Origin of the sequence: Parabacteroides goldsteinii DSM 19448 = WAL 12034 (genome assembly GCF_000969835.1) — a bacterium.
GTDB lineage: Bacteria > Bacteroidota > Bacteroidia > Bacteroidales > Tannerellaceae > Parabacteroides > Parabacteroides goldsteinii.
Genome location: NZ_KQ033915.1, coordinates 153,537 through 177,669, shown reverse-complemented (window position 1 = coordinate 177,669; position 24,133 = coordinate 153,537). Strand labels below are relative to the sequence as shown.

21 protein-coding genes and 2 tRNA genes are annotated in these 24,133 nt (G+C 42.4%); 14 read left to right on the top strand and 9 right to left on the bottom strand.

Annotation, left to right across the window (positions count from 1 at the left end; all coding sequences use genetic code 11):
- Positions 1-22 precede the first annotated feature (22 nt).
- The 3 genes from HMPREF1535_RS24840 to panC all read right to left on the bottom strand — a co-directional run bounded on the left by HMPREF1535_RS24840 (position 23) and on the right by panC (position 2,810).
- Positions 23-1,345 carry an MATE family efflux transporter gene (locus tag HMPREF1535_RS24840; RefSeq protein ID WP_007654089.1) on the bottom strand — a complete coding sequence of 441 codons (1,323 nt, stop codon included), beginning with the start codon at positions 1,343-1,345 and terminating at the stop codon, positions 23-25.
- 117 nt (positions 1,346-1,462) lie between these two features.
- Positions 1,463-1,813, bottom strand: a complete 351-nt coding sequence (gene panD / locus HMPREF1535_RS24835; protein WP_007654090.1) for an aspartate 1-decarboxylase — start codon at positions 1,811-1,813, stop codon at positions 1,463-1,465.
- 154 nt (positions 1,814-1,967) lie between these two features.
- Positions 1,968-2,810: a pantoate--beta-alanine ligase gene (gene panC / locus HMPREF1535_RS24830; protein WP_007654091.1), complete on the bottom strand. Its 843-nt coding sequence runs from the start codon at positions 2,808-2,810 to the stop codon at positions 1,968-1,970.
- A 100-nt stretch (positions 2,811-2,910) separates the two neighbouring features.
- On the opposite strand from panC, the gene HMPREF1535_RS24825 reads away from it, so the two are divergent.
- Positions 2,911-3,729, top strand: coding sequence for a glycogen/starch synthase (locus HMPREF1535_RS24825; RefSeq protein WP_044215231.1), 819 nt, complete (start codon positions 2,911-2,913; stop codon positions 3,727-3,729).
- 13 nt (positions 3,730-3,742) lie between these two features.
- A complete protein-coding gene (locus tag HMPREF1535_RS24820; protein WP_046147976.1) occupies positions 3,743-5,122 on the top strand; it encodes a DUF4270 domain-containing protein in 1,380 nt (459 codons plus the stop codon).
- A 71-nt stretch (positions 5,123-5,193) separates the two neighbouring features.
- On the opposite strand, the gene HMPREF1535_RS24815 is transcribed toward HMPREF1535_RS24820, so the two are convergent.
- From HMPREF1535_RS24815 to HMPREF1535_RS24805, 3 genes are read right to left on the bottom strand one after another with little or no spacing between them, the layout of a single operon-like run.
- Positions 5,194-6,492 (bottom strand): glycoside hydrolase family 57 protein, encoded by a 1,299-nt coding sequence (locus tag HMPREF1535_RS24815; RefSeq protein WP_046147954.1) that lies wholly within the window; start codon positions 6,490-6,492, stop codon positions 5,194-5,196.
- Between the two features lie 17 nt (positions 6,493-6,509).
- Positions 6,510-7,778 carry a glycosyltransferase family 4 protein gene (locus HMPREF1535_RS24810; protein ID WP_010800450.1) on the bottom strand — a complete coding sequence of 423 codons (1,269 nt, stop codon included), beginning with the start codon at positions 7,776-7,778 and terminating at the stop codon, positions 6,510-6,512.
- 14 nt (positions 7,779-7,792) lie between these two features.
- A complete protein-coding gene (locus tag HMPREF1535_RS24805; protein ID WP_044215229.1) occupies positions 7,793-9,733 on the bottom strand; it encodes a glycogen debranching enzyme N-terminal domain-containing protein in 1,941 nt (646 codons plus the stop codon).
- 660 nt (positions 9,734-10,393) lie between these two features.
- On the opposite strand from HMPREF1535_RS24805, the gene HMPREF1535_RS24800 reads away from it, so the two are divergent.
- From HMPREF1535_RS24800 to HMPREF1535_RS24785, 4 genes are all read left to right on the top strand, one after another.
- Positions 10,394-12,469, top strand: a complete 2,076-nt coding sequence (locus tag HMPREF1535_RS24800) for a M3 family metallopeptidase (protein WP_010800451.1) — start codon at positions 10,394-10,396, stop codon at positions 12,467-12,469.
- An 85-nt stretch (positions 12,470-12,554) separates the two neighbouring features.
- Positions 12,555-12,989, top strand: coding sequence for a dCMP deaminase family protein (locus HMPREF1535_RS24795; protein WP_007654099.1), 435 nt, complete (start codon positions 12,555-12,557; stop codon positions 12,987-12,989).
- A 12-nt stretch (positions 12,990-13,001) separates the two neighbouring features.
- A complete protein-coding gene (locus HMPREF1535_RS24790; RefSeq protein ID WP_046147953.1) occupies positions 13,002-14,723 on the top strand; it encodes a S41 family peptidase in 1,722 nt (573 codons plus the stop codon).
- Positions 14,716-15,201, top strand: a complete 486-nt coding sequence (locus tag HMPREF1535_RS24785) for a 5-formyltetrahydrofolate cyclo-ligase (protein ID WP_007654101.1) — start codon at positions 14,716-14,718, stop codon at positions 15,199-15,201. The genes HMPREF1535_RS24790 and HMPREF1535_RS24785 overlap by 8 nt, the downstream gene beginning before the upstream one ends.
- Here HMPREF1535_RS24785 and HMPREF1535_RS24780 read toward each other — a convergent pair.
- Positions 15,191-15,484, bottom strand: coding sequence for a DciA family protein (locus HMPREF1535_RS24780; protein WP_007654102.1), 294 nt, complete (start codon positions 15,482-15,484; stop codon positions 15,191-15,193). The two genes, HMPREF1535_RS24785 and HMPREF1535_RS24780, sit on opposite strands and share 11 nt — an antisense overlap.
- Entirely contained in the window at positions 15,481-16,584 is a 1,104-nt protein-coding gene (recF, locus tag HMPREF1535_RS24775; protein ID WP_046147952.1) for a DNA replication/repair protein RecF, read from the bottom strand. The genes HMPREF1535_RS24780 and recF overlap by 4 nt, the downstream gene beginning before the upstream one ends.
- A gap of 138 nt (positions 16,585-16,722) precedes the next feature.
- On the opposite strand from recF, the gene HMPREF1535_RS24770 reads away from it, so the two are divergent.
- From HMPREF1535_RS24770 to HMPREF1535_RS24755, 4 genes are all read left to right on the top strand, one after another.
- Positions 16,723-17,406, top strand: a complete 684-nt coding sequence (locus HMPREF1535_RS24770) for a tetratricopeptide repeat protein (RefSeq protein ID WP_007654107.1) — start codon at positions 16,723-16,725, stop codon at positions 17,404-17,406.
- Between the two features lie 75 nt (positions 17,407-17,481).
- Positions 17,482-17,964, top strand: a complete 483-nt coding sequence (gene ribH / locus HMPREF1535_RS24765; RefSeq protein ID WP_007654108.1) for a 6,7-dimethyl-8-ribityllumazine synthase — start codon at positions 17,482-17,484, stop codon at positions 17,962-17,964.
- Positions 17,965-18,019: 55 nt separating this feature from the next.
- A tRNA-Tyr gene (locus HMPREF1535_RS24760) sits at positions 18,020-18,102 on the top strand.
- A gap of 26 nt (positions 18,103-18,128) precedes the next feature.
- Positions 18,129-18,201: transfer RNA gene (locus HMPREF1535_RS24755), tRNA-Gly, on the top strand.
- Positions 18,202-18,637: 436 nt separating this feature from the next.
- On the opposite strand, the gene HMPREF1535_RS24750 is transcribed toward HMPREF1535_RS24755, so the two are convergent.
- Positions 18,638-19,087 carry a helix-turn-helix domain-containing protein gene (locus tag HMPREF1535_RS24750; protein ID WP_224265887.1) on the bottom strand — a complete coding sequence of 150 codons (450 nt, stop codon included), beginning with the start codon at positions 19,085-19,087 and terminating at the stop codon, positions 18,638-18,640.
- Positions 19,088-19,352: 265 nt separating this feature from the next.
- On the opposite strand from HMPREF1535_RS24750, the gene HMPREF1535_RS24745 reads away from it, so the two are divergent.
- The 4 genes from HMPREF1535_RS24745 to HMPREF1535_RS24730 all read left to right on the top strand — a co-directional run bounded on the left by HMPREF1535_RS24745 (position 19,353) and on the right by HMPREF1535_RS24730 (position 24,124).
- Positions 19,353-19,907 (top strand): helix-turn-helix domain-containing protein, encoded by a 555-nt coding sequence (locus tag HMPREF1535_RS24745; RefSeq protein ID WP_007654110.1) that lies wholly within the window; start codon positions 19,353-19,355, stop codon positions 19,905-19,907.
- Positions 19,908-19,987: 80 nt separating this feature from the next.
- Complete coding sequence (locus HMPREF1535_RS24740) at positions 19,988-21,643, top strand: AMP-binding protein (RefSeq protein ID WP_046147951.1); 1,656 nt, start codon at positions 19,988-19,990, stop codon at positions 21,641-21,643.
- 14 nt (positions 21,644-21,657) lie between these two features.
- Positions 21,658-22,743 carry a glutamate 5-kinase gene (gene proB, locus HMPREF1535_RS24735; RefSeq protein WP_046147950.1) on the top strand — a complete coding sequence of 362 codons (1,086 nt, stop codon included), beginning with the start codon at positions 21,658-21,660 and terminating at the stop codon, positions 22,741-22,743.
- Positions 22,744-22,876: 133 nt separating this feature from the next.
- The gene (locus tag HMPREF1535_RS24730) at positions 22,877-24,124 is read left to right on the top strand and encodes a glutamate-5-semialdehyde dehydrogenase (RefSeq protein ID WP_046147949.1); all 1,248 of its coding nucleotides are present in this window, start codon (positions 22,877-22,879) and stop codon (positions 24,122-24,124) included.
- Positions 24,125-24,133 lie beyond the last annotated feature (9 nt).

Here is a 24,133-nt window from a genome sequence, read left to right as displayed (position 1 = left end):
GTAAGAAAAAGGATGTAAACCTCTAAATCTTTTTATTCTGCCAAGCTGCTTTTTTCAAATAAATTACACTTGCCAGCAGCAGTCCGGTGTAATAAACAACTTCGGTCAGAAAACAAATAGCAACCGGAAGATGTAAACGCATCCCTGCCACATAGATAAACAATGTATAAAAGACAAGTGTCACCAACTCCATCGCAAAGGCAGAACGGGTATTTCCCGTACCTGTCACACCATTAAATACGATATTAGCGACAGCCGCTATCAGCAAGGCTCCGGCAATCACATAAAGCGAAGGTATCGAAGCATGTATCAAAGAGGCGTCATTCGTATAAACCGACAAGATAGCCGATGGGAAAATACAAGTGATAAAAACACATACAGCCACAATACCCAATGAGATATAAGAAAGCCGCCGGATAATCGGGATAACCTGGTCGGTATGCCCCGCACCAATGCTATTACTGACAAAAGAGTTGGTTGCCGTGGATAAAGAATTAACCGGAATCAACAGAACGATATACACACTGCGCACAATATTGGCAATCGCCAACTCCCGTTGCCCCAGATGCTCCACGGCTACAAAAAGCATGAAATAAGTGCTCAACGATATAAAATACTGTAACATGGTAAATATAGAAATACTTAACACCCGTTTCAGCAGCCTGATGTCGAACGACCGGAATTGATTCAATGCATATTTCTTTATATCCACCGTCAGACGGGTATAAACCAAAAAGAAAACAATCGACACCCCCTCTGCTATCACCGAGGCGATAGCCGCCCCTTTGATACCCATTTCAGGAAAACCACCTTTCCCGAATATCAGCAGGTAGTCGAGCAGCACATTCGTCAATGCCATCACAACAGCGTTCAAGGTCAATACCTTTGTCCGGGTTATACCGATAAACAGCGCCCGGAACATCACATTGACGAAAGAGAAAAAGAATCCGAACACACGCCAGTCGAGGAACTCTTCCGTTGCTCCCAAAATCGTATCGGAAGAAATCATGAACCGCATAATATCTTTAGCAAAGAGACGGGAGAAAGAAAACATCACAGCCGCCAGTGCCAACAGAAAAAATACCCCCTGTATCATGACCGGTCCTACATCACTGTACCGCCGTTCACCATTTCTGCGGGCCATCACAATCTGAGATCCCGTACTGAATCCGAAAGCAATCGTAAACACACAAATATAATAGAGCCCACCCATCGCGGAGGCTCCCAGTTCAACTTCCCCAACCCTTCCAAGGAAAGCCGTGTCGGTCACATTAATAATGTTCTGCGCCAACAAACTCAGAAAAATAGGATAACTTACATTCCAGATTTGTTTGTTCGTATACATATTCTACTCTTATTATTTTCTAAATGGGGAAACACAAGACCATAAAAAAAGCCCGCCGGCAACCGGCGAGCTTCTTTATTGTTGTTTAAAAACATTCTAAATGCTGCTACCGATGCTCTATATCAGTCTATTCGTTGCTGTATCGGGAAACACAACAGCCGGTTTAAATGTTTTGGCTTCTTCAAAATCCATCATGGCATACGACATGATAATGATGATATCGCCAGGCTGTGCCTTGCGGGCTGCTGCACCGTTCAGACAAATCACGCCCGAACCGCGTTCGCCTTTAATGATATACGTTTCAAAACGTTCACCGTTATTGTTGTTCACAATAGCCACCTTCTCATTGGCAATCAGGTTGGCGGCATCCAGCAAATCTTCGTCGATAGTGATACTACCGATATAATTCAGATTAGCTTCTGTTACCGTCACCCGGTGAATCTTTGATTTAACTACCTCTATAAACATCGTTTTCTGTATAATTTGATTACCATTAAATGTCCCTCAAACGAAAGTAGGGTCTTTTGCATTTAAAATAAGGGACTTTTGTTTTCAAAATAAGGGACTTTTAAACTCAAAAGTCCTGACTTTTTTTCGAAAAGGCAATCACCTTATTTATCAGCTACTTATACTTTATATTATCAATCAGGCGAACTTCACCGCAATAGACCGTGATACAGCCGACTGCATAATCGGTATCCGACCAGTTTTTGATCGACTCCATGGTGTTTCCGTCTACGATTTCATAATATTCCACCCGCATAACAGGGTCGGCATTAATCGTATTCACAACATAATCAATAACCTCCTGTACGCTTTTTCCGGCTGCAAAGTTAGTACTTTCTTTTAACGTACGTGCTATTAACGGTGCTTTTTGACGTTGTTCCGGTGTTAAACGAACGTTACGACTGCTTAAAGCCAACCCGTCGTCCTCACGCAAAATCGGGCAGGCGTTAATCTTTACAGGGATATTCAACTGTTTTACCATGGCACGGATGACAGCGATCTGCTGGAAGTCTTTTTCTCCGAAGTAGGCATTATCCGGCTCTACGGCATAAAACAGCTTGCTGACAATCTGGGCCACCCCGTTAAAATGTCCCGGACGGCGCGCCCCTTCCATCACGGCCGAGACTGTTCCGAAATCAAATGTGCGGGTATCCGGTTCAGGATACATCTCCGCCTCTGTCGGAGCAAAAACATAATCACAACCGGCCGGTTCCAATAATGCACAGTCCTTATCCAACGTGCGGGGATAAGTCGCTAAATCATTTTTGTCGTTAAACTGGGTCGGATTTACGAAAACGCTGACAACGCACACATCGTTTTCTTCCACGCAACGCTTAACCAGGCTCAGGTGTCCGTTGTGTAATGCTCCCATGGTGGGAACAAAGCCTATTTGCTTGTTATGCTGCCTTTCTTCGGCAAGATAACGCTTCAATTCTTGAATGCTGTTTACTATTTTCATCTTTTTAGATGCTTATTGACGGTGCAAAGCAAATAAATAATTACGGTAAATGAAAGAAATTTATTATCTTTGTGCCGTCTTTATAAAACTAGTTTACAGAATGGATGCAAAAAAAATCTTGTTTATAGCTCAAGAAATAACACCCTACCTTCCCGAATCTGAGATTGCAACAATATGCAGGAATCTGCCGCAAGGCATTCAGGAGCGTGGTCGCGAAATCAGAACTTTCATGCCTAAATTCGGAAATATCAACGAGCGACGCAATCAGTTGCACGAAGTGATCCGCCTGTCGGGTATGAACCTTATCATTGATGATACGGATCATCCGCTAATCATTAAGGTAGCATCCATTCAGGCCGCACGCATGCAGGTGTACTTCATTGATAATGAAGACTTCTTCCAGCGTAAACATACTGTCAGCGATGAAGAGGGAAATGAATACGAAGATAACGACGACCGTTCGATCTTCTATGTACGTGGAGTACTGGAAACAGTGAAGAAACTTCGCTGGATACCGGATGTGATCCACTGCCACGGATGGATATCTGCACTGACTGCATTATACATAAAAAGAATGTATGCAGATGATCCATGTCTTAAAAATGCAAAAATAGTCTATTCTATTTATAATGATGATTTTAAAACACCGTTAAGAAAAGAACTGGCTCAGAAACTGAAAACAGACGGAGCCAAAGACAGCGACCTGAAAGGCATTAAGGCTGATACCAGCTTTGTCGGCTTGACGAAACTGGCTATCGATATGGCTGACGGTGTGATACAAGGTAGTGAAACGATCAACCAGGATGTACTGGACTATATTGCAACCAAGAAAGATACTCCGTTCCTTCCTTATCAGTCGCCGGAAACTTATATGGATGCATTCAACGAATTTTACGATGTCGTATTAGATTCTAAATAAGTGAGAGAAAATGATGAAGATCAAGCCTTTATTAATTGGCCTGGGCTTAGGAGTAACAATCCTGAGTGGGTGTAGTGATGATTTGAATCTGGTTGGCTCGACAATTCAGCCTGACGGAGACAAAATGCCCGTATATGTAGATACTTTCCAGATGCAAGCGACAACTTTGCTGATGGATTCGGTATATGCAAGAACTACTAATGGACTTCTCGGGGAGTTCTATGATCCGTTATATGGTAACGTGAAATCTGATTACATCTGCCAGTTTTACTGTCCGGATGACTTCAAGTTTAAGCATGAACCTATTAATGGACAGATTGACTCTATCGATTTTAAAATCATGTATCAGAACGGTGCCTGGGTAGGTGATTCTTTAGCACCTATGCGTGCCCAGATATATTTGGTAGACAAAGAACTGGAAAGAGATTTTTATACGAACTTCGATCCGTTGGAGTATTGTGACATGCAGAATTCATTGGGCATGCAAACATATACTGCATATGATAATTCTGTGCCTGACAGCATTCGTAATGCCATTGATTCTAATGGTGATCGCACTTATATTCCGACCGTTACAATCCGGATGCCTAAGGAGTTCGGTCAGAAGTTCTACGATGAATCAATCAAAAATCCAAGTACTTTCAGCAGCCAGGAGAACTTTAATAAATTCTTCCCCGGATTGTATATAACAAATACATATGGTAGCGGTAATATTCTGCAAATTACCTATTCAACTTTCTCGATCTACTATAAGTACAATTTGAAAGGCAGCCAGGGTCAGGATTCCACCGCATATTCCAATGAAACGTTCAATGTAACCAAAGAAGTATTGCAATTGAACCGTTTCAAAAATACAGATTTGACTTCGTTGTTAGAGGAAAATGATTCAATTGCTTATCTGAAAACACCGGCAGGTGTATATACACAATTAACAATTCCTGCCCAGGATATAGTTGAAAGAATCGGAGACCGTGTTATCAACAATATACCTCTGACAATAAAAGCACTGCCGCAGGAAAACTGGCAATGGGCTCTTTCTGCTCCTTCAAATTTACTGTTGCTGCCTAAAGATTCCTTGGCTACTTTCTTTGTGAATAATAAGATAGAAGATAAAAAAACATCATTCCTTGCTAGTTACAGTACTAGTAGTCGATCTTATTCGTATGATAATATCTCCAATCTGATGCAGGAACATATAAAGAATAATCCTGACAAGGATATGGTATTGCTTTTGGTTCCGGTTGAACGTCTTACAGGTCAATCAAACAGCTACTACGGACAATCCCAAACATACACTACGGCAATAAATAATTATTTACTTCCTTCCGGAGTCAAGTTGCTCAAAACAAAAGAAGCGACAAAAATTGTCATAACAACAACGGAATATAAGTAATAATTTTAAATTCATAAAAAAGCGGATAATCAAAAAAAATTATCCGCTTTTTTTTATGAAAGGCTATTATATTATTTCTTCTTTGCAGCCTTCTTTTTCAACTTATCGACTTCTTTCTGAAGTGTCTCAATCTCAATACCCTGATTCTTAATTGTAGTCAATAATGAATTTAATTCTTCATTATCCACATCAATTGGGTACAAAGCATTCACACGACTAATAAAATCTCCCAGGATATTCATATAGTTTGTAAATGCATCATAAGGAGAATCATAGATACCACGATTCAACCAAATCCCCGTATTCTTTGTAGTCATGAAACGGAAATTATTACTTGCCTGCAAATAATCCCAGTCTTGCTTGATACGACGGTCATCACACAAATGAACACGTTCTGCCACACTATAAAGCTTATTGAATGCTTCACGCTGCATCACATTACCCAACCAACAACTGATATCTCTTTCTTCATCTATCCACGACATCGGATAAGGGACATCAACCTGATCCACTGATTTCAATTTAGTCACAATATCTGTCGGTGTAGAGAACGTAATACCTCTTTCTTTTGCACAAGCAGGCAATGCTTTGATAAAACTCAAGATATTAGAAGATAACGGTTGGGCAATTCCCAAAGCCCCAAGTTCCATAAATATATTGATAACCTGCTCTTCTTCAGGAAATGCAGCAATCCAATCCATATACTTATCAGCAAACAATGGATACTCACTCCAACTTGAATTAGAAAAACGCAAACTAATATCATCCGACAATTTGAAATCACGAAGCAACAACTTCAGATTCGGGTTATATGCACAATGATATAAATAATGAGCGCTCTTCCAACCTAAAACATGCTTAGCACCTTCCGTCAACATACCTTTAAATCCCATGCTGGCAACCAAAGCACCGATTTCATTCGAATAGATCAAGCTTGAATTACGGAACACTTTCGGAGTTTGTCCGAATACCTGTTTGATCTTTTTCTTCATACGGTCTACCTCTTCCCGGAAACACTCTTCATTAGCCAATGAAGACAAACCGTGCGAATAAGGTTCACACAAGAACTCACAGCAACCGGTATCATTCAACTGATGCAACAGTTCGATCACTCTGGGGGCATATACCTCCAATTGCTCCATGGCCACACCAGAGATTGAAAATGCAACTTTAAATGCCCCACCATTCTCTTTTGCCATTTCAAGCAATGTTGTCAGAGCAGGAATATACGAACGTGCTGCAATATCACTGATACTGCGTTCATTTTCATAATCATCATAGTAGTAATGATCGGTACCTATATCAAAGCAGCGATAACGTTTCAGATGAATGATTTGATGTATTTCAAAATAAAGACAGATTGTTTTCATATCTAGTTATTGTTTTATTATTTACCGTAATTCTTTAAAACTTCCTCATAAAGTGCTCGGATTCGCAAACCGACTTTTTCCCACGTAATGCCATCGACCTCCTTCTTTCCTTCTTCCTGAAGGTATTTGAAAAGAGATTCATTCGTACAAAGAGAATAAATAGCGTCGGCCATTGCATTGATATCCCAATAATCTGTTTTAATCACTTTATCAAGAATTTCACCGCATCCGGACTGCTTTGAGATAATAGAAGGTGTTCCGCACTGCATCGCTTCCAACGGAGCAATACCGAATGGCTCGGAAACGGAAGGCATCACGAACACATCACTGTTTTTATATGCTTCATACACCTGGCGTCCACGTTGAAAACCCGGAAAATGGAAACGATCGGCAATACCGCGCTCAGCGGCCAAATTGATCATGGCATTCAACATATCACCCGAACCCGCCATTACGAAACGGATATTGCGTGAGCGTTTCAATACCAAAGCTGCCGCTTCTACAAAATATTCCGGTCCTTTCTGCATCGTGATACGTCCAAGGAACGTAACCACTTTTTCTTTCGGATGCTCCGGACGAGGTATATCCAGCAACTCCTGCGAAAGCGGATAAACGGCATTGTGCATAGCAAAACATTTACGGGGATCCTGATGATATTCACGGATAACCGTCTGACGAGTCAGTTCCGATACACACATGATACAATCTGCATGATCCATACCGTTCTTCTCCATCGCATACACGGTTGGATTCACCTTTCCACGCGAACGGTCAAAATCAGTCGCATGAACATGGATACATAATGGTTTTCCACTTACCAGCTTCGCATGCACACCTGCCGGATAAGTCAGCCAGTCATGCGCATGAATTATATCGAACTGCTGTTGCCGAGCTATAACTCCGGCTATAATAGAAAAATTATTGATCTCATCATGAAGATTACCCGGATATCCCCCGGCAAATTCCATACATCCCAAATCATTGACATGCATATGAGAAAAGTCGGCATAAATATGATCGCGAAAAGCATAATACTGCTCCGGCGTCATATAATGAGGCAACCGCGACTTGACATAGTTATAATCGACATCACGCCACACAATCGGCACCTGGTTCATACCGATGATATTCAAAAAACCTTCTTCTTCCCCGGTCGGCTTCGGAAGACAGAAAGTCGTTTCTACATCTCCCTGCAAACTCAATCCTTTTGTAATCCCATAGGATGCTACAGCAAGACCACCATATATTTTGGGAGGAAATTCCCATCCAAACATTAATACTTTCATATTGGCTCCTCCTATTAATAATTGTATTTACTCAATAAATATAACACTCGCAATATTTCTGCCACATTCATAGCAAAAGAAACAGCACCGCGTCCTTTGAAAGGAGGATTTCCATCAAACAGTTCAGAAATAGATCCGATACAGTGAGAAGACATCTCATCTTCATAACCGATCAAATAGCGTTCAATAAAACCCAAGGCACTCATTTTATAAATACGAAGATAAGCTTCGAAATAAAAACCTGCCAACCATGGCCATGCAGTACCTTGATGATAGGCATAATCGCGCTGAATCTGAGGCCCTACATAATTCGGATTATAACCTCCGCTCTTCGGGCTCAACGAACGAAGACCTTTTGGCGTAAGTAATTCTTTCGTTACAATATCAAGTACTCCTTTTTTCTGGCTGGCATTCAAAGGAGAATAATCCAAAGCTACGGCAAATATCATATTAGGACGGACACTCCAGTCCATCATATTTCCATCTACATAATCTAACAAATAACCGTACTCGTTCAAAAATGTTTCGAGAAACGACTTACCGCTTCTTTCAGCCAAAACAGATAATTCAGTACTTAATTGTTCATTTCCTGCCTCACCCAGCAATTCGCCTACAAAACATAGGGCATTATACCACAAAGTATTAATTTCTACAACAAAACCAGTCCGAGGTATTACCGGTCGCCCATTAGCTGTAGAGTTCATCCATGTAACAGCCTTCTCTGTTCCGCGAGTATACAACAAACCGTTGTCAAGTAAAGACAGATTAGGATGTTTATTACTGCAAATAAATGCCATGATATCCTCCAACAATACACCATATTTCTCACGACATGCATCGCGTGACACCATCTTAGCATACTGCTGGATACACCACACAGCCCAAAGTAAAATATCGGGATGATCCATTTCATAAACCCGTAGGTGGCTCGGTTCATTATTCATGAAAGCATACAAAGCTTTACGGGCTGTTTCCATCACAAGCTCAAATTTGGACTTTTCGTTGATAGCCAGCGTCAGTCCCGGCAAGGATATAAACATGTCGCGGGCACGGCACTTAAACCAGGGATAACCGGCCAGAATATAAAACTCGTCACCCTGCTTATTCAGAAATTGATGAGCAGCATTGATCAGACAATGTTTAAATGTATCACGCGGAGTACGCTCTTCCATTTCTTCTTCAAACGTCTTTTTCAACGCACGTGTACCCGTCTCGGAAACACCTCCGGAGAAAACAATACTTTCACCCTTTTTGATATCTACTTCAAAATACCCGGGAACATAAAGGTCTTCATTGAAATCATACCCTCTCTCCTGTTCTTTCGGATATTCGATACCACGATACCAGTCCGGTTGAAAATGGAACTCATTCTTTTTATTTAACTGCATGTACAATTCGGGATATCCCGGATACATACATGTCTTAATACCGTTTGTGACAACCTGATACTCACGACTAGCCTGTGAATTCTCATGGGTATATTCACGTACACTACGAAAAGCTAAAAACGGACGCAAACGCAAGGTTGTAGCAGAATGCGCATCCAACAATGTATACCGAATCAAAATCCGGTTTTCATGATGAACAAAAAGCTTTTCTTTTTTCAAAACAACTCCACCTACTCTGTAGATTGTTGTCGGTACTTTCTCACATTCAAATTCACGGATGTATTTATGCCCGTTCGGACTATAGTTATCACCCTGATACTTATGGAGACCTAAATTAAATTCAGCCCCATGCTGTATAACCGTTTCATCCAACGATGATAGCAACACATGGTTTTCATCATCTAGTTCTGGCACCGGAATGACAAGTAATCCATGATACTTTCGCGTATTACAATCCGCGATAGTTGTACAGTGATAGGCTCCCGAACGATTCGTACGAAGAATCTCCCTTGGTAGAGACTCCTCCAGGTTTGTCATAAGAGTCTTGTCAAATTTAAGATAACTCATAATTTTATATTTGGTTTTAAGTTTATGCTTATATAATGAAAATGATATGATATACAGACCAAATGTATCACTTAAAAACAAAAAAAACAAATCAGCTTTCATATTTATTTAGAAACTAACTTTTTTTACAACGCCAAAACGTTTGATAAATAACTCCTTAGAAAATTAGAAGCTTCCGTTCATGTGTTGTCAAACACATGAACAGTTGTTAAAAACTCAAAACAAGCTACTTTATGAATATCTTAGACTAACCCCCAAAAACAGATCTGCATACTTTTTGAAAAAAATACACACAGTAAGAAGAAAACAAAAAACCTCTGCAGAAAGTTATAAAAACACAAGCGGGAAACAATAGTATACCAATTGCTGGCAAATACCGATACAGACAGACTTTATTGCCGATGCAATAAGGATTTGTTGCCTATCCAACTGTTTGTCGATAGCTATCGGTAAGCTTGCTTACATCTGTCGGTATAATTGTCGATAATTATCGGCTATTATGCTTATAACTATCGGCAAACAATTGGATCGGCAACACAATTAAGAAATATAGAGGGAATTTATTCTGTAGCACAGCTATTTTTTCCATCTTTGTGCCGGAAATAAACAGGTTGTTTCCGGCAATATATGGACTATAATAATATATAATGTATAAGAGATATGACACAAACAACTCATAATCCGTTTTTCTTTAGTTATAACACCCCTTTCGAAACCCCTCCTTTCAACGAGATAAAAAACGAACATTTCGAACCGGCTTTCGATGAGGGAATAAAGCGACTCGATAGTGAAGTGCAGGCCATTGCCAACGATACACAGCCGGCAACCTTCGAAAATACAATCATCGCTCTGGAACGTAGCGGTAAACTGCTGAACAAAGTCAGTTCAGCCTTCTTCAATATATTGAATGCGGAAGCCGACGACGAAATGATGGAGATCTCACAAAGAATCTCCCCCAAGTTGTCGGAAAGCTCTAATAATATCTTTCTGAATGAAAAGCTATTTGCACGTGTCAAGAACGTATATGAACAAAAAGACAGGCTCAACCTTTCTACAGAAGATACCAAGCTGCTGGAAGAAACATTTGAATCGTTCTCCGTTCGTGGTGCCAACCTGAATCCGGAAGACAAAGAGAAATACCGCAAATTAAGCACAGACCTGAGCGTACTATCTCTGAGATTCGACCAGAATGCATTGAAGGACAAAAACAGGTACGAACTGCTTCTCACCGATGAGAAAGATTTGTCGGGCCTTCCCGAAAGTATTTGTGAAGCCGCAGCTCTCCGTGCCAAAGAAAAAGGGAAAAAGGGTTGGTTATTTAACCTGACTGCACCGAGTTATATCCCATTCATGCGATATGCCGATTCACGCAAATTGCGTGAAACAATGTACCGGGAATACATGAGCGTAGGGAACAAGGGAGACGAATATGACAATAAAGAGATCATCCGCCAGATCATCAATATTCGCCTGGAGATAGCCAGATTGATGGGTTACAACACCTATGCAGAATATTCGCTTAAGCATACGATGGCTAAAAATCCGGCTACTGTTTATAACCTGCTGAATCAATTGCTCGATGCCTATAAACCTGTCGCCATCAACGAATATAATGCAGTACAAGGGTTTGCCATGGGTATGGAAAAAGAAAATATCACCGTCATGCCCTGGGACTGGAGTTATTATTCAGAAAAACTGAAAGACATCCGTTTCGATGTAAACGATGAAATGACACGTCCCTACTTTGAACTGAACAATGTCAAAAACGGTGTGTTCGGACTTGCCACACAGCTATACGGCATCACATTCAAAGAGAACAAGGAAATACCGGTTTATCATCCGGAAGTAGATGCTTATGAAGTATACGATGCAGACGGTAAATTCCTCTCCATCCTGTATACTGATTTTCATCCGCGCGACGGAAAACAATCGGGAGCCTGGATGAACAGTATCAAAGAGCAGTATCACGAAGCCGACGGAAGCGATAGTCGCCCACAGATTATCATCGTCATGAATTTCACACGTCCAACGGAGACTAAACCGTCTTTACTGACTTTCGACGAAGTAAATACGCTTCTACATGAATTCGGACATGCCCTGCACGGAATGTTTGCCGAAGGAAAGTACGCCAGCCTGTCCGGTACAAATGTATATCGCGACTTTGTCGAACTGCCTTCACAACTCATGGAAAACTGGCTGACGGAAAAGGAATTTCTCGACCAGATCGCCGTACATTATGAAACAGGCGAAAAAATCCCGCAGGAACTGATCCGGAAGCTAGTCGATGCATCCAACTTCAACACCGGCTATTTCTGCTGCCGCCAATTAAGTTTCGGCATGCTCGATATGGCATGGCATACACAGAACGAACCGTTTGAGGGAGATGTCATCGCCTTTGAAAAACAAGCTTGGGCACGGACCGTTATCGTACCGGAAGTTCCGGGCACATTCATGAGCAGTAGCTTCGGACATATCTTTTCCGGAGGCTATGCCGCCGGATATTACGGATATAAATGGGCGGAAGTATTGGATGCTGATGCATTTTCTGTATTCAAAGCCACAGGCATATTCAACAGGGAAACAGCTCGCTCGTTCCGTGAAAATGTCCTTTCAAAAGGAGGAACCGAAGACCCGGCAATCCTGTATAAACGCTTCCGCGGACAGGAGCCGACCATCGACGCCCTGCTCATAAGAAACGGCATCAAACAGACTGAACCGAAAGCTAATAGCAATTGATATAAAAATAGCTAAACATACAATAGTTAAATCAATTATATTTACCTTTGTCAGCTAAAGTAATAAGTACAAAATCAGGTAAACAATGTGCGAAAAAACAGAGAAACAATATGAATTAGATAAACGTTATCTGCGGATGGCTGCCGTTTGGGCTGAAAATTCATATTGCAAACGACGTCAGGTCGGTGCACTGATAGTTAAGGACCAGATGATCATTTCCGATGGATACAACGGGACACCTGCCGGTTTTGAGAATGTCTGTGAAGATGAAAATAATGTGACCAAGCCCTATGTATTACATGCCGAAGCGAATGCAATAACAAAAGTGGCGGCATCTTCAAACAGCAGTAAAGGAGCGACGATCTATGTTACTTCGGCCCCTTGCATCGAATGCGCCAAGCTGATCATCCAATCGGGCATTAAGCGTGTTGTATATTCAGAAAAGTACCGGATGGAAGACGGATGCAATTTATTGCAACGCGCCGGTATTAGTATAGATTATATTGATATAAACGAATAAATATACGTTTTTATGGACAAAAACAGAAGGTTGACCATCTGGTTACCTGTTATCATTGCAGCAAGTATTGCTCTCGGAATTTTTATCGGGAACAATTATCTTTCTCTTACACAACATGGCAAGCGCCGTATGTTCTCCAGCGGGAATAAAATAAATGCCATACTCGATATTATTGGTGAACAATATGTCGATACCGTTAATATGGCGAAGCTGGTGGAAGGCACCATACCTAAAATATTCAGTGAACTGGATCCGCACTCCGTTTACATACCTGCCGAAGACGCAACGATAGTGAATGAAGACCTCGAAGGATCGTTCAGCGGTATCGGTGTATCATTCAATATGCAGACAGACACGATCCTGGTGATCAGTGTTATCTCCGGAGGTCCGGCTGAAAAAGCCGGTTTATTGCCATTCGACCGTATCATTACAATCAACGACTCGATCTATTCAGGAAATAACACCAGCCAGGCAAAAATTATGCGTACGCTGCGCGGAGCAAAGAACAGTACGGTTAAACTGGGAGTGAAACGCGGAGGTGAACCGGAGTTGCTTTATTTCGATGTTACACGCGGTGATGTCCCGGTCAACTCAGTGGATGTTTTCTACGAAGTAAGTAAAGGTATCGGCTATATCAAAGTCAGCAAGTTCGGCCGGACAACTTATAACGAGTTCATTACAGCTATCGCCAAACTGAAAGAAGCAGGATGTAGTTCTTTTGTTATTGACTTGCGTGGAAATACGGGAGGTTATATGGATGCCGCCATCAATATGGTCAACGAATTCATGCCGGAAGGAAGACTGATCGTTTACACGGAAGGTAAGGCCTTCCCCCGTAACGATGTCTATACAAACGGAACCGGCACTTGCAAAGAGGCTCCGATCGTTGTCCTGACAGATGAGTTCTCGGCTTCTGCCAGCGAGATTTTCTCCGGAGCGATCCAGGATAACGACCGTGGATTGATCATCGGCCGCCGTACGTATGGAAAGGGATTGGTTCAATCACCGATCAAACTGAGCGACGGTTCTGAAATCCGCCTGACAATCGCCCGCTACTACACTCCTTCCGGAAGAAGTATCCAAAAAGATTATGAAATGGGTAATTCCACCGATTATGATCAGGATATATACAACCGATTCATCCATGGTGAATTCGATTCAGCCGACAGTATCAAGAATACGCATACGGAAAAATATAACACCATGATGGGACGTACGGTCTATGGTGGCGGCGGTATCATGCCGGATATATTTATTCCACGCGATACAAGCGGAATTACAACGTATTTCACAAGTATCGTCAACAGTGGCACACTTTATCTGTATGCACTTGAATATTCAGACCAGAATCGTGAAAAATTATCTTCGTTCACGACTTATCAGGATCTGTACAAGTATCTGCAATCGCAGCCATTGCTATATGACTTCACGAACTTTGCCGCAACCAAAGGGATCAAGAAACGCCCGAACCTGATCAATATATCAGGAAAGCTGATCGAAAGCCAGTTGCAGGCATATATCGTACGCAACTTTTTCGACGAAGCCGGATTCTATCCGATCTTCCTGAAAGACGATCCTACGTTATTACGTGCTATCCAGATCATAAACGAAGGTAAATCCGTTCCTACATTAGAGAAAAAAGATGCAGACAAAGGAATTGCAGGAATCCAAGCAACAACTCCGAAAATACATAGCCTCGCTAAAGAAATCGTACAAGAAGACTACATTGCTTGATCTTTCCGAAGAAATAATGAAGCGGCTGGAAGAGACTGAACTCTTCCGGCAGGCTTCCTGTATCGCTTTATACAACGCGATACCCGGCGAAGTCCAAACGGCCGGTTTTCTTGAAAAATGGTTTGAAAAAAAACAACTTCTCCTACCGTTGATTGTAGGCGATGATCTCCGCCTGTTACCCTATAACGGCACTGACAGCCTTAAACCGGGCATCTTCGGCATTATGGAACCTATCGAACAGGAAACAACTGTCGATGAATCGGAAATAGACCTGATCATTGTTCCGGGTGTAGCTTTCGACCGGCAACTGAATCGCATGGGACGCGGTAAAGGATATTACGACAGACTGTTATCCACATTGCAAGCACCCAAAATCGGTATATGTTTCGATTTTCAGCTACAAGACACAGTCCCTACCGAATCTTTCGATAAGAAAATGGATATGATCATTACGGAAAAAGAGATTGTCAACGGATAATAATATCGTGTATAACGGTTGCCCCGGCATACTCATTCAGACTCTTCACCAACCGTTCACGGCATAAAGTCAGCTCACTTCTCAAGACAGCAGAAGTCAACGATACATATAATATATGATCGCGTACATATATATTACGGGTATATTGCATAACCATCGGTCCGAGCACTTCTTTCCAGGCACGTTCCACACGAATTTCCAGAATCTTTTCATAAAGTTCCGTATTATCTTCAAAGAAATCTCTCAGGACTTCACCGATCGCTTGTGTATTCTTTCGCTTCATGGCTGATCCTCCATCGGTTGAACTTCACCCTGTTCTACTCTAAACAAAGCATAATCATGATTCATTGCCTGCAGGATTTCATCCAGGTATTTCCGGTTGGTATCGGTAACAAATATCTGCCCGAAACTATCTCCACTGACCAGCTTGATGATCTCAGCCACTCGTTCCGCATCCAGTTTATCAAATATATCATCCAAAAGCAAAATGGGAGTTGTCTGCCCTTTCCGGGTCAGAAAAGCAAACTGAGCCAACTTCAGTGCTATCAGATAAGTTTTATTTTGTCCTTGCGAACCGGCCCTGCGGATTAATTGTTCGTTCAATGTCATTTCCAGTTCATCTTTATGAACACCGTTGGAAGTATATCCCAGAATACGGTCACGCTCCCTGTTGGCAGCCAGCGACTCAGCCAGATTCCGGTCTGCCAGTTGGGATATATACCCCAATCCGACCTGTTCGGTAGAACGGCAGATAGTTTGATAGTATTCGTTAAAAATAGGAATAAAACTTTCCACCAGCAGCTGGCGCTTCTCGAACACCATCCGCCCATACATATCCAATTGCATTTCCAGCACTTCATACAGAGATGTATCTGTATTTTGATTCTTCAAAAGAATATTCCGCTGGAGCAAAGCCTTGTTATATTGTATCAAGGCATGCAGATATTGTTTGTCCTGTTGCGAAATGATCAGATCCAGAAAGCGGCGGCGTTCGTCACTCCCCCCCCGGATCAGATCTGAATCCGCCGGCGACACCATAACCAAAGGCAGGAGTCCGATGTGTTCGGACAACTTATCATATTCCTTTTTATTCCGTTTGAACTGTTTCCGCTGGCGACGGCGGATAGCACAGAATATATCCTCGTTTCTCCCCTCGTAATCATATTCACCCTGGATAACGCACATATCCTGATCATTATTTATAATCTGACTATCAGGAGTATTGATATGACTCTTGCAAAACGAAAGATAGTGGATCACATCCAGCAGGTTCGTCTTCCCCATCCCATTATTTCCAAAGAAACAATTCATTTTCGGAGAGAAAGCGACTTCCGCCTGAAGAATATTTTTATAATTGAGAATAGAAAGCTTTTTGAGTATCATCTGTACCTTATTAATCGTACAAAATTAAAAAATATACTTCTAAGTATAGATTATATCAGTAAAAAAAACTACTTTTGCGCTTTGAATTGCCATTGGCATAAATCAGTAGATAAAAATAATAAATAACTATAACACATTATGGCTACTAAGGAAAAAAACACCAACACGGAGTTAGAAGTAGAAGAAATTGTTTCAAGATCAGAGCAGTTCATTGAAAACAATTCAAAAAAGATCATTTACGGAATTATAGCTATCGCACTCGTTGTTGGAGCTGTTTTAGGAATTAAACACGGTTATTTGATTCCTCAGGAAAAGAAAGCAGCCGCTGCTATATTTAAAGGAGAACAGTATTTCGCTAAAGATTCTTTCAATCTGGCTTTAAACGGTAATGGCGCTGACTTTGACGGATTCGAAGGTATCATCGACCAATATGGAAGTACTGCTTCCGGCAACCTGGCAAAGGCTTATGCAGGTATCTGTTATTTCAAGATGGGAGAAACTGAAAAAGCTCTTGACAAACTGAAATCATTCAGTGGAGACGACAATATGATTTCTCCGGCTATCATCGGCCTGATCGGTGACTGCTATGTAAATATGGGTAATGTAAAAGAAGGTATCAGCTATTTCGAAAAAGCTGCTAAGAAAGCAGACAACGAAGTGATCAGCCCGGTTTATCTGAAAAAAGCAGGTATTGCCTACGAAAACCAGAAACAATATAGCGATGCAGTTAAAGCATACACTACGATCAAAGAAAAATATTTCAACTCAATGGAAGCTGCCGATATCGACAAATATATCGCTCGTGCTTCTGCTGCAAAATAATATTATCATTACGATATGAACTATATAAAAGGATGTCCATCAAAAAAGGCATCCTTTTATTTTAAATAGAAAGTTATGGCTACAGCTTATCAAAATTTATCAGACTACGACTTCAACAGTGTTCCTGACGGTTCAGAAATGACGTTCGGTATTGTAGTCGCAGAGTGGAATAAGCACATCACCGAGAAATTACTGGAAGGTGCCTGCAACACTCTGGAAAAACATGGTGTAAAACCGGAAAATATCTATGTGAAACGTGTACCGGGTAGTTTCGAACTGACTTTTGGTGCAAAACGCATGGCTGAAACAAAAGATGTAAACGCTGTGATCGTTCTTGGCTGTGTTGTCAGAGGCGATACTCCACATTTTGATTATGTTTGTTCAGGCGTTACACAAGGTGTTACCGAACTAAACCTGATGTATGATATCCCATTCATTTTCGGTCTGTTAACTACGGACAATATGCAGCAATCGGAAGATCGTGCAGGCGGTAAGTACGGAAACAAAGGGGATGAAGCAGCAGTGACCGCATTAAAAATGGTTCATTTTTCTGACTAAACGCTTGCAGGTTTCAAAAATAATCGTACCTTTGCACTGCAATTGAAAATAATAGGGGCAGTTACCAGAGTGGCCAAATGGGGCTGACTGTAACTCAGCTGTCTTTCGACTTCGGTGGTTCGAATCCATCACTGCCCACTACTATTTCAAAAGCAATAAAAATTGCGGAAGTAGCTCAGTTGATAGAGCATTAGCCTTCCAAGCTGAGGGTCGCGGGTTTGAGCCCCGTCTTCCGCTCTCTGAAAAAAGGATAATCGAAAGGTTATCCTTTTTTTGTATACCAAAAGTCCCGACTTTCACAAGCCGGGACCTTACCTGATTACTAAATCAAAAACTATGAAAAAATAAAGTTGATCAACCTCTCCAAATGAATAAAAAGAAAAAACATAAATTTAATCATAGGCTACGAGTATTCTAGAAAAAGTAGTCCGACAAACGTCTTCATCAGACTACTCAAAGAAGAATCACTTCTTCTTTCTCTTTTTCATAGATAAGGTATGCCTATGCATCTATATACTTTAATACCTTTTATTTTTATCATTTATCTCTGATGCAAAGAAATAACAAAAAAACGGATCAAGCAAAGAAAAACAAAGCATGAAGAAGACAAAAACGATCCATGGATAGGACAAAATCGTTCTTATTTGTTTCTTTTGACTGCTCAGCTATAAAATCAGGAGTTTTTTGTCCTATGAGAACGACGATATTCACTGGGAGTCATATGGTATACTATTTTGAAATTACGCACAAATGTCCGGGAATTATTAAAGCATGATTCCGAAGCTACAACTTCAATCAGCTTATTAGAGGGTTCCAATAATAAAGCGGATGCATAAATAACACGCTGTTTATTTATATATGCATGAAAAGCAACGTCATCTTTCAACCTAAGAATCTTATTCAATGACTTTTTCTTAACGTTACATTGACGGACAATGATATCTACTGTTATATCTTTATCCAGGAAATGCTTTTCAGTCACTACATAGTGATGAATCTTATTATATATTTCTATATATTCCGTATTCTCTGAAAACTTTGATATTTTAGGAGGAGGTATAATTCTATCCAATATAAATATAAAAAGATAAAAGTCCGGACGTTCTATTTCGAAGAAATGCATTTTAATCTTTTGATTCATGAGTTTACTATATTAATTAAATATTTTAGGGCAGACCTGATATCGCTTATAGTAAAAACTTAATCAATATATTAGATCCAGAGTTAACAATAACAAATTCAAGCCCTACACATAAACAAATATAGGATTTAACATTTGCTTATCCAAAGAAAATATCTAAATAACATTCTATCCCCCATTTTTCTAGTCATTTTGCTTTTTATTTATAACTTTGGGGCAACATAAATCTATAAACGATCTACAGAAGATGAACGAACAGATAAAACAGATAGCGGAGCGCCTGGCCGGTCTTCGTGATGCATTGGAGATAGCTCCTGAAGAAATCGCCAAGGTCTGTAACCTGACCACAGAGCAATATCTGGAACTGGAAAGCGGCAATGTCGATATTTCAGTCAGTGTTTTACACCAGATATCACAGGCATACGGAGTGGAACTGACCACACTTATGTTCGGTGACGAGCCTAAAATGAGCACTTACTTTATTACCCGTAAGGGAAAAGGTATTGCCGTTGAACGTACCAAGGCTTACAAGTATCAATCGTTGGCTGCCGGTTTTGCCGGACGCAAGGCAGATCCGTTCCTGGTTACCGTTCACCCGAAATCCGAAGAAGAGCCTATTTATCTGAATTCTCATCCAGGACAGGAATACAACCTCGTACTGAAAGGACGTATGCTTTTGCAGATCAACAATAAGGAATTGATCCTTGAAGAAGGAGACAGCATATATTTCAACTCCGAACTGCCACACGGCATGAAAGCATTGGATGGAGAAAAAGTCAGTTTCCTGGCAATCATTTTATAAATCAGTAGACAGTTGACAAGCGAGAGCTGACAATTAATTATAAAAGCAACAACTATCCTTGTCCGTTAAATAAATAAATTATGTTAGAAAGATTCTTAGATCAGACGTCTTTTACGTCTCAGGAAGATTTTATAAAGAATTTCAAGATAAAAGTACCCGAGAACTTTAATTTCGGATATGATGTAGTAGATGCATGGGCCGCTGAAGAACCCGACAAAAAAGCTTTGTGCTGGACAAACGACCGGGGCGAACATATTGATTTCACATTTGCAGATCTGAAGAAATACACCGATCAAACGGCTGCCTATTTCCAGTCTTTGGGGATAGGACATGGCGATATGGTCATGTTGATCCTGAAACGCCGTTACGAATTCTGGTTCTCGATTATCGCATTGCATAAGTTAGGAGCGGTTGTCATTCCGGCAACTCACCTGCTGACTAAAAAAGATATTGTTTATCGCAATAACGCAGCTGATATAAAAATGATCGTTTGCGCCGGCGAAGAAATCATTACCAAACATATTATCGACGCCATGCCGGACTCTCCGACTATCGAGAAATTAGTCTCTGTCGGCCCAGAAATACCGGAAGGCTTCGAAGATTTCCATAAGGGGATCGAGGATGCAGCCCCATTCGTCCGTCCATCTCATCCGAACAGCAATGACGATATTTCACTGATGTATTTTACATCGGGCACGACAGGTAATCCGAAGATGGTGGCACACGATTTCACTTATCCCCTAGGACATATCGTGACCGGTAGTTTCTGGCATAACCTGCACCGCGACAGTCTTCACCTGACGATTGCCGATACAGGATGGGGAAAAGCCGTCTGGGGAAAACTATACGGACAATGGATCGCCGGTGCGACTGTTTTCGTTTACGATCATGAGAAGTTCACACCAGCCGATATGTTGCAGATGATTCAGGACTACAAAATCACTTCTTTATGTGCACCTCCAACAATCTTCCGCTTCCTGATCCGTGAAGATATGACCAAATACGATCTGTCATCCCTCCAATATTGTACGATTGCCGGTGAAGCACTGAACCCTGCCGTATTCGAAGCATTCTATAAGCTGACGGGAATCAAGCTGATGGAAGGATTCGGCCAGACAGAAACAACACTGACGGTTGCAACCTTCCCCTGGATGGAACCGAAACCCGGTTCTATGGGTGTTCCCAATCCTCAATATGATGTCGACCTGATCCGTCCGGACGGAACCCGTGCGGAAGATGGCGAACAGGGACAAATCGTGATCCACACGACCAGTGGCAAGCCTATCGGACTGTTCAAAGAATATTACCGGGATGCCGAACTGACTCACGAAGCCTGGCACGACGGCATGTATTATACCGGCGACGTTGCCTGGCGCGATGAAGACGGCTATCTATGGTTTGTTGGCCGTGCTGACGATGTGATAAAAAGCTCCGGTTACCGTATCGGCCCGTTCGAAGTGGAAAGTGCCCTGATGACACACCCGGCAGTCGTAGAATGCGCCATCACCGGTGTGCCGGACGAAATACGCGGACAGGTGGTAAAAGCAACAATCGTACTGGCTAATGATTATAAAGAAAAGGCAGGCGAAACCCTGATTAAGGAATTGCAGGATCACGTGAAACGTGTGACGGCACCTTACAAATATCCGCGTGTAGTGGAATTTGTCGATGAGTTACCGAAGACCATCAGCGGTAAAATCCGTCGCGTGGAGATCAGGGATAAAGACAATAAATAACCGTGAACGCAAAGATGGCATATCAGTTTAAGCGGATAGCTGTAAAGATAGGAAGTAATGTGCTGACAAGGATGGATGGCTCACTCGACGTCACCCGTATGTCAGCACTGGTCGACCAGGTAGCCGAACTACACCGGAAGGGAGTTGAAGTTGTTTTAATCTCTTCGGGAGCGGTAGCTTCCGGGAGAAGCGAGGTGAAGCCCGGCAAGAAACTCGATGCCGTTTCAGCCCGCCAACTCTACTCCGCAGTAGGCCAGGCCAAACTGATCAACCGTTACTTCGAACTGTTCCGCGAACATAAGATCGCCTGCGGCCAGGTGCTCACTACGAAAGAGAATTTCGGTAGCCGCACGCATTATCTCAACCAGAAACATTGCATGGAAGTGATGCTCGATAATAACGTGATACCGATCGTAAACGAAAACGATACGATATCCGTTACAGAACTGATGTTCACGGACAACGACGAACTGTCGGGACTGATCGCCACCATGATGGGGATGGATGCACTTATCATCCTGAGTAATATCGACGGCATCTACAACGGAAATCCTGCCGATCCTGCCTCTACCGTTATCCGCGAAATAGACGGCGGGAAACAGGACCTTTCCGAATACGTACAAACCAGTAAGTCTTCGTTCGGACGGGGTGGCATGCTGACTAAATGCAGTATTGCACAGAAAGTTGCCGACGAAGGTATAACCGTCATTATTGCCAACGGGAAAAAGGAAAACATTCTGCCCCAATTGTTGGTTAAAGGAAGTACGGAAATATGTACCCGTTTCATTCCTGCGGCCAAGCCGGTCAGCAGCGTAAAGAAATGGATCGCCCACTCCGAAGGCTTTGCCAAAGGAGAGATACATATCAACAAAGGTACCGAAGAAGCATTGACCGGACCACGTGCAACAAGCCTTCTATTAGTCGGCGTCACAGCCATTAAAGGAGAGTTTGAAAAGAACGACATCGTCCGGATCATGAACGAGAATGGCGTTCAGTTGGGTGTAGGTTGTGCCGGATACGATAGCCATGAGGCTATTTCACTTATCGGACAGCGCGACATGAAACCGTTGGTACATTATGACTATCTGTATCTGGATTAGAGACTAAACATAGCGACCGGTAGTAATCACTCCCCTCTTGAGAGGGGGTAGGGGGTGTGTTATCTTCCGCCATTCACGCAAATTATTACACACCCCCTGCCCCCTCTCAAGAGGGAAAAAGTTACTATCAAGAATGTCTATTAAGAACCTATTACAGCAGACCGTTGCCGCTTCACGCCAGCTGATCACGCTGAGTGACGAAGCCATAAACCGTATCCTGACCGATACAGCCGGCGAATTGATGAACCGGCAAGCCGAAGTGCTCGCAGCAAACGAGAAAGACCTGTCCCGTATGGACCCGGCCAATCCCAAATACGACCGTCTGAAACTGACAACCGACCGTTTGGAAGGTATTGCCGGAGACATGCGAAATGTAGCAACACTCCCCTCACCGCTTGGAAAGGTATTAAGCGAAACAACCCGCCCGAACGGCATGGTTATCCGCAAGGTATCCGTCCCATTCGGAGTAATAGGTGTGATCTATGAAGCACGTCCCAACGTGACATTCGATGTATTCTCCCTCTGTTTCAAGAGTGGCAATGCCTGTGTATTGAAAGGAGGTTCAGATGCTGACGACTCCAACCGGGCACTGGTCGGTATCATCCATCAGGTGCTGGAACGTCATGGCGTAAACCCGGCTGTTTGTTGCCTGCTGCCACCTGACCGGGAAGCGACAACCGAACTGCTGAATGCTGTCGGACTGGTCGACCTGATCATACCACGTGGCAGCAGTTCGCTGATTAACTTCGTTCGTGACAATGCCCGTGTCCCGGTAATCGAGACAGGAGCCGGTATCTGCCATACCTATTTCGACAAGGAGGGAGACAAAGAGAAAGGGCAAGCCATCGTAAACAACGCAAAGACGCGTCGTGTCAGTGTATGTAACGCTTTGGATTGCCTGATCATCCATGAAGACCGGCTCGGCGACCTGCCCTATATCTGCAATAAGTTAAAGGACAGCCATGTAATCATATACGCCGATCAACCGGCTTTCAACTCCCTGGCTGGTTCTTATCCATCGGAACTGCTTCAACCGGCTACGGAAGACAGTTTCGGTACCGAGTTCCTCGACTACAAGATGAGCATCCGTACGGTAGCCAGTCTCGACACAGCCTTGGAGCACATCGCCCGATACAGTTCAAAACATAGTGAAAGTATCGTAAGCGAATCGGCAGAAGCTATCCGCATCTTCCAGCAACAGGTAGATGCCGCCTGCGTTTATGCAAACGTATCGACCGCCTTCACCGACGGCGCACAGTTCGGATTCGGAGCAGAGATCGGTATCAGTACGCAGAAGCTGCATGCCCGTGGGCCGATGGCATTGCCGGAGCTGACTACCTATAAGTATATTATCGAGGGGGAAGGCCAGATTAGACAGTAGTAAGAAACA

Bases quoted from the DNA above. Each gene is read 5' to 3' on its own strand.
- HMPREF1535_RS24840 (WP_007654089.1), bottom strand. From the start codon at position 1,345: ATGTATACGAACAAACAAATCTGGAATGTAAGTTATCCTATTTTTCTG.
- panD (WP_007654090.1), bottom strand. From the start codon at position 1,813: ATGTTTATAGAGGTAGTTAAATCAAAGATTCACCGGGTGACGGTAACA.
- panC (WP_007654091.1), bottom strand. From the start codon at position 2,810: ATGAAAATAGTAAACAGCATTCAAGAATTGAAGCGTTATCTTGCCGAA.
- HMPREF1535_RS24825 (WP_044215231.1), top strand. From the start codon at position 2,911: ATGGATGCAAAAAAAATCTTGTTTATAGCTCAAGAAATAACACCCTAC.
- HMPREF1535_RS24820 (WP_046147976.1), top strand. From the start codon at position 3,743: ATGAAGATCAAGCCTTTATTAATTGGCCTGGGCTTAGGAGTAACAATC.
- HMPREF1535_RS24815 (WP_046147954.1), bottom strand. From the start codon at position 6,492: ATGAAAACAATCTGTCTTTATTTTGAAATACATCAAATCATTCATCTG.
- HMPREF1535_RS24810 (WP_010800450.1), bottom strand. From the start codon at position 7,778: ATGAAAGTATTAATGTTTGGATGGGAATTTCCTCCCAAAATATATGGT.
- HMPREF1535_RS24805 (WP_044215229.1), bottom strand. From the start codon at position 9,733: ATGAGTTATCTTAAATTTGACAAGACTCTTATGACAAACCTGGAGGAG.
- HMPREF1535_RS24800 (WP_010800451.1), top strand. From the start codon at position 10,394: ATGACACAAACAACTCATAATCCGTTTTTCTTTAGTTATAACACCCCT.
- HMPREF1535_RS24795 (WP_007654099.1), top strand. From the start codon at position 12,555: ATGTGCGAAAAAACAGAGAAACAATATGAATTAGATAAACGTTATCTG.
- HMPREF1535_RS24790 (WP_046147953.1), top strand. From the start codon at position 13,002: ATGGACAAAAACAGAAGGTTGACCATCTGGTTACCTGTTATCATTGCA.
- HMPREF1535_RS24780 (WP_007654102.1), bottom strand. From the start codon at position 15,484: ATGAAGCGAAAGAATACACAAGCGATCGGTGAAGTCCTGAGAGATTTC.
- recF (WP_046147952.1), bottom strand. From the start codon at position 16,584: ATGATACTCAAAAAGCTTTCTATTCTCAATTATAAAAATATTCTTCAG.
- HMPREF1535_RS24770 (WP_007654107.1), top strand. From the start codon at position 16,723: ATGGCTACTAAGGAAAAAAACACCAACACGGAGTTAGAAGTAGAAGAA.
- ribH (WP_007654108.1), top strand. From the start codon at position 17,482: ATGGCTACAGCTTATCAAAATTTATCAGACTACGACTTCAACAGTGTT.
- HMPREF1535_RS24750 (WP_224265887.1), bottom strand. From the start codon at position 19,087: ATGCATTTCTTCGAAATAGAACGTCCGGACTTTTATCTTTTTATATTT.
- HMPREF1535_RS24745 (WP_007654110.1), top strand. From the start codon at position 19,353: ATGAACGAACAGATAAAACAGATAGCGGAGCGCCTGGCCGGTCTTCGT.
- HMPREF1535_RS24740 (WP_046147951.1), top strand. From the start codon at position 19,988: ATGTTAGAAAGATTCTTAGATCAGACGTCTTTTACGTCTCAGGAAGAT.
- proB (WP_046147950.1), top strand. From the start codon at position 21,658: ATGGCATATCAGTTTAAGCGGATAGCTGTAAAGATAGGAAGTAATGTG.
- HMPREF1535_RS24730 (WP_046147949.1), top strand. From the start codon at position 22,877: ATGTCTATTAAGAACCTATTACAGCAGACCGTTGCCGCTTCACGCCAG.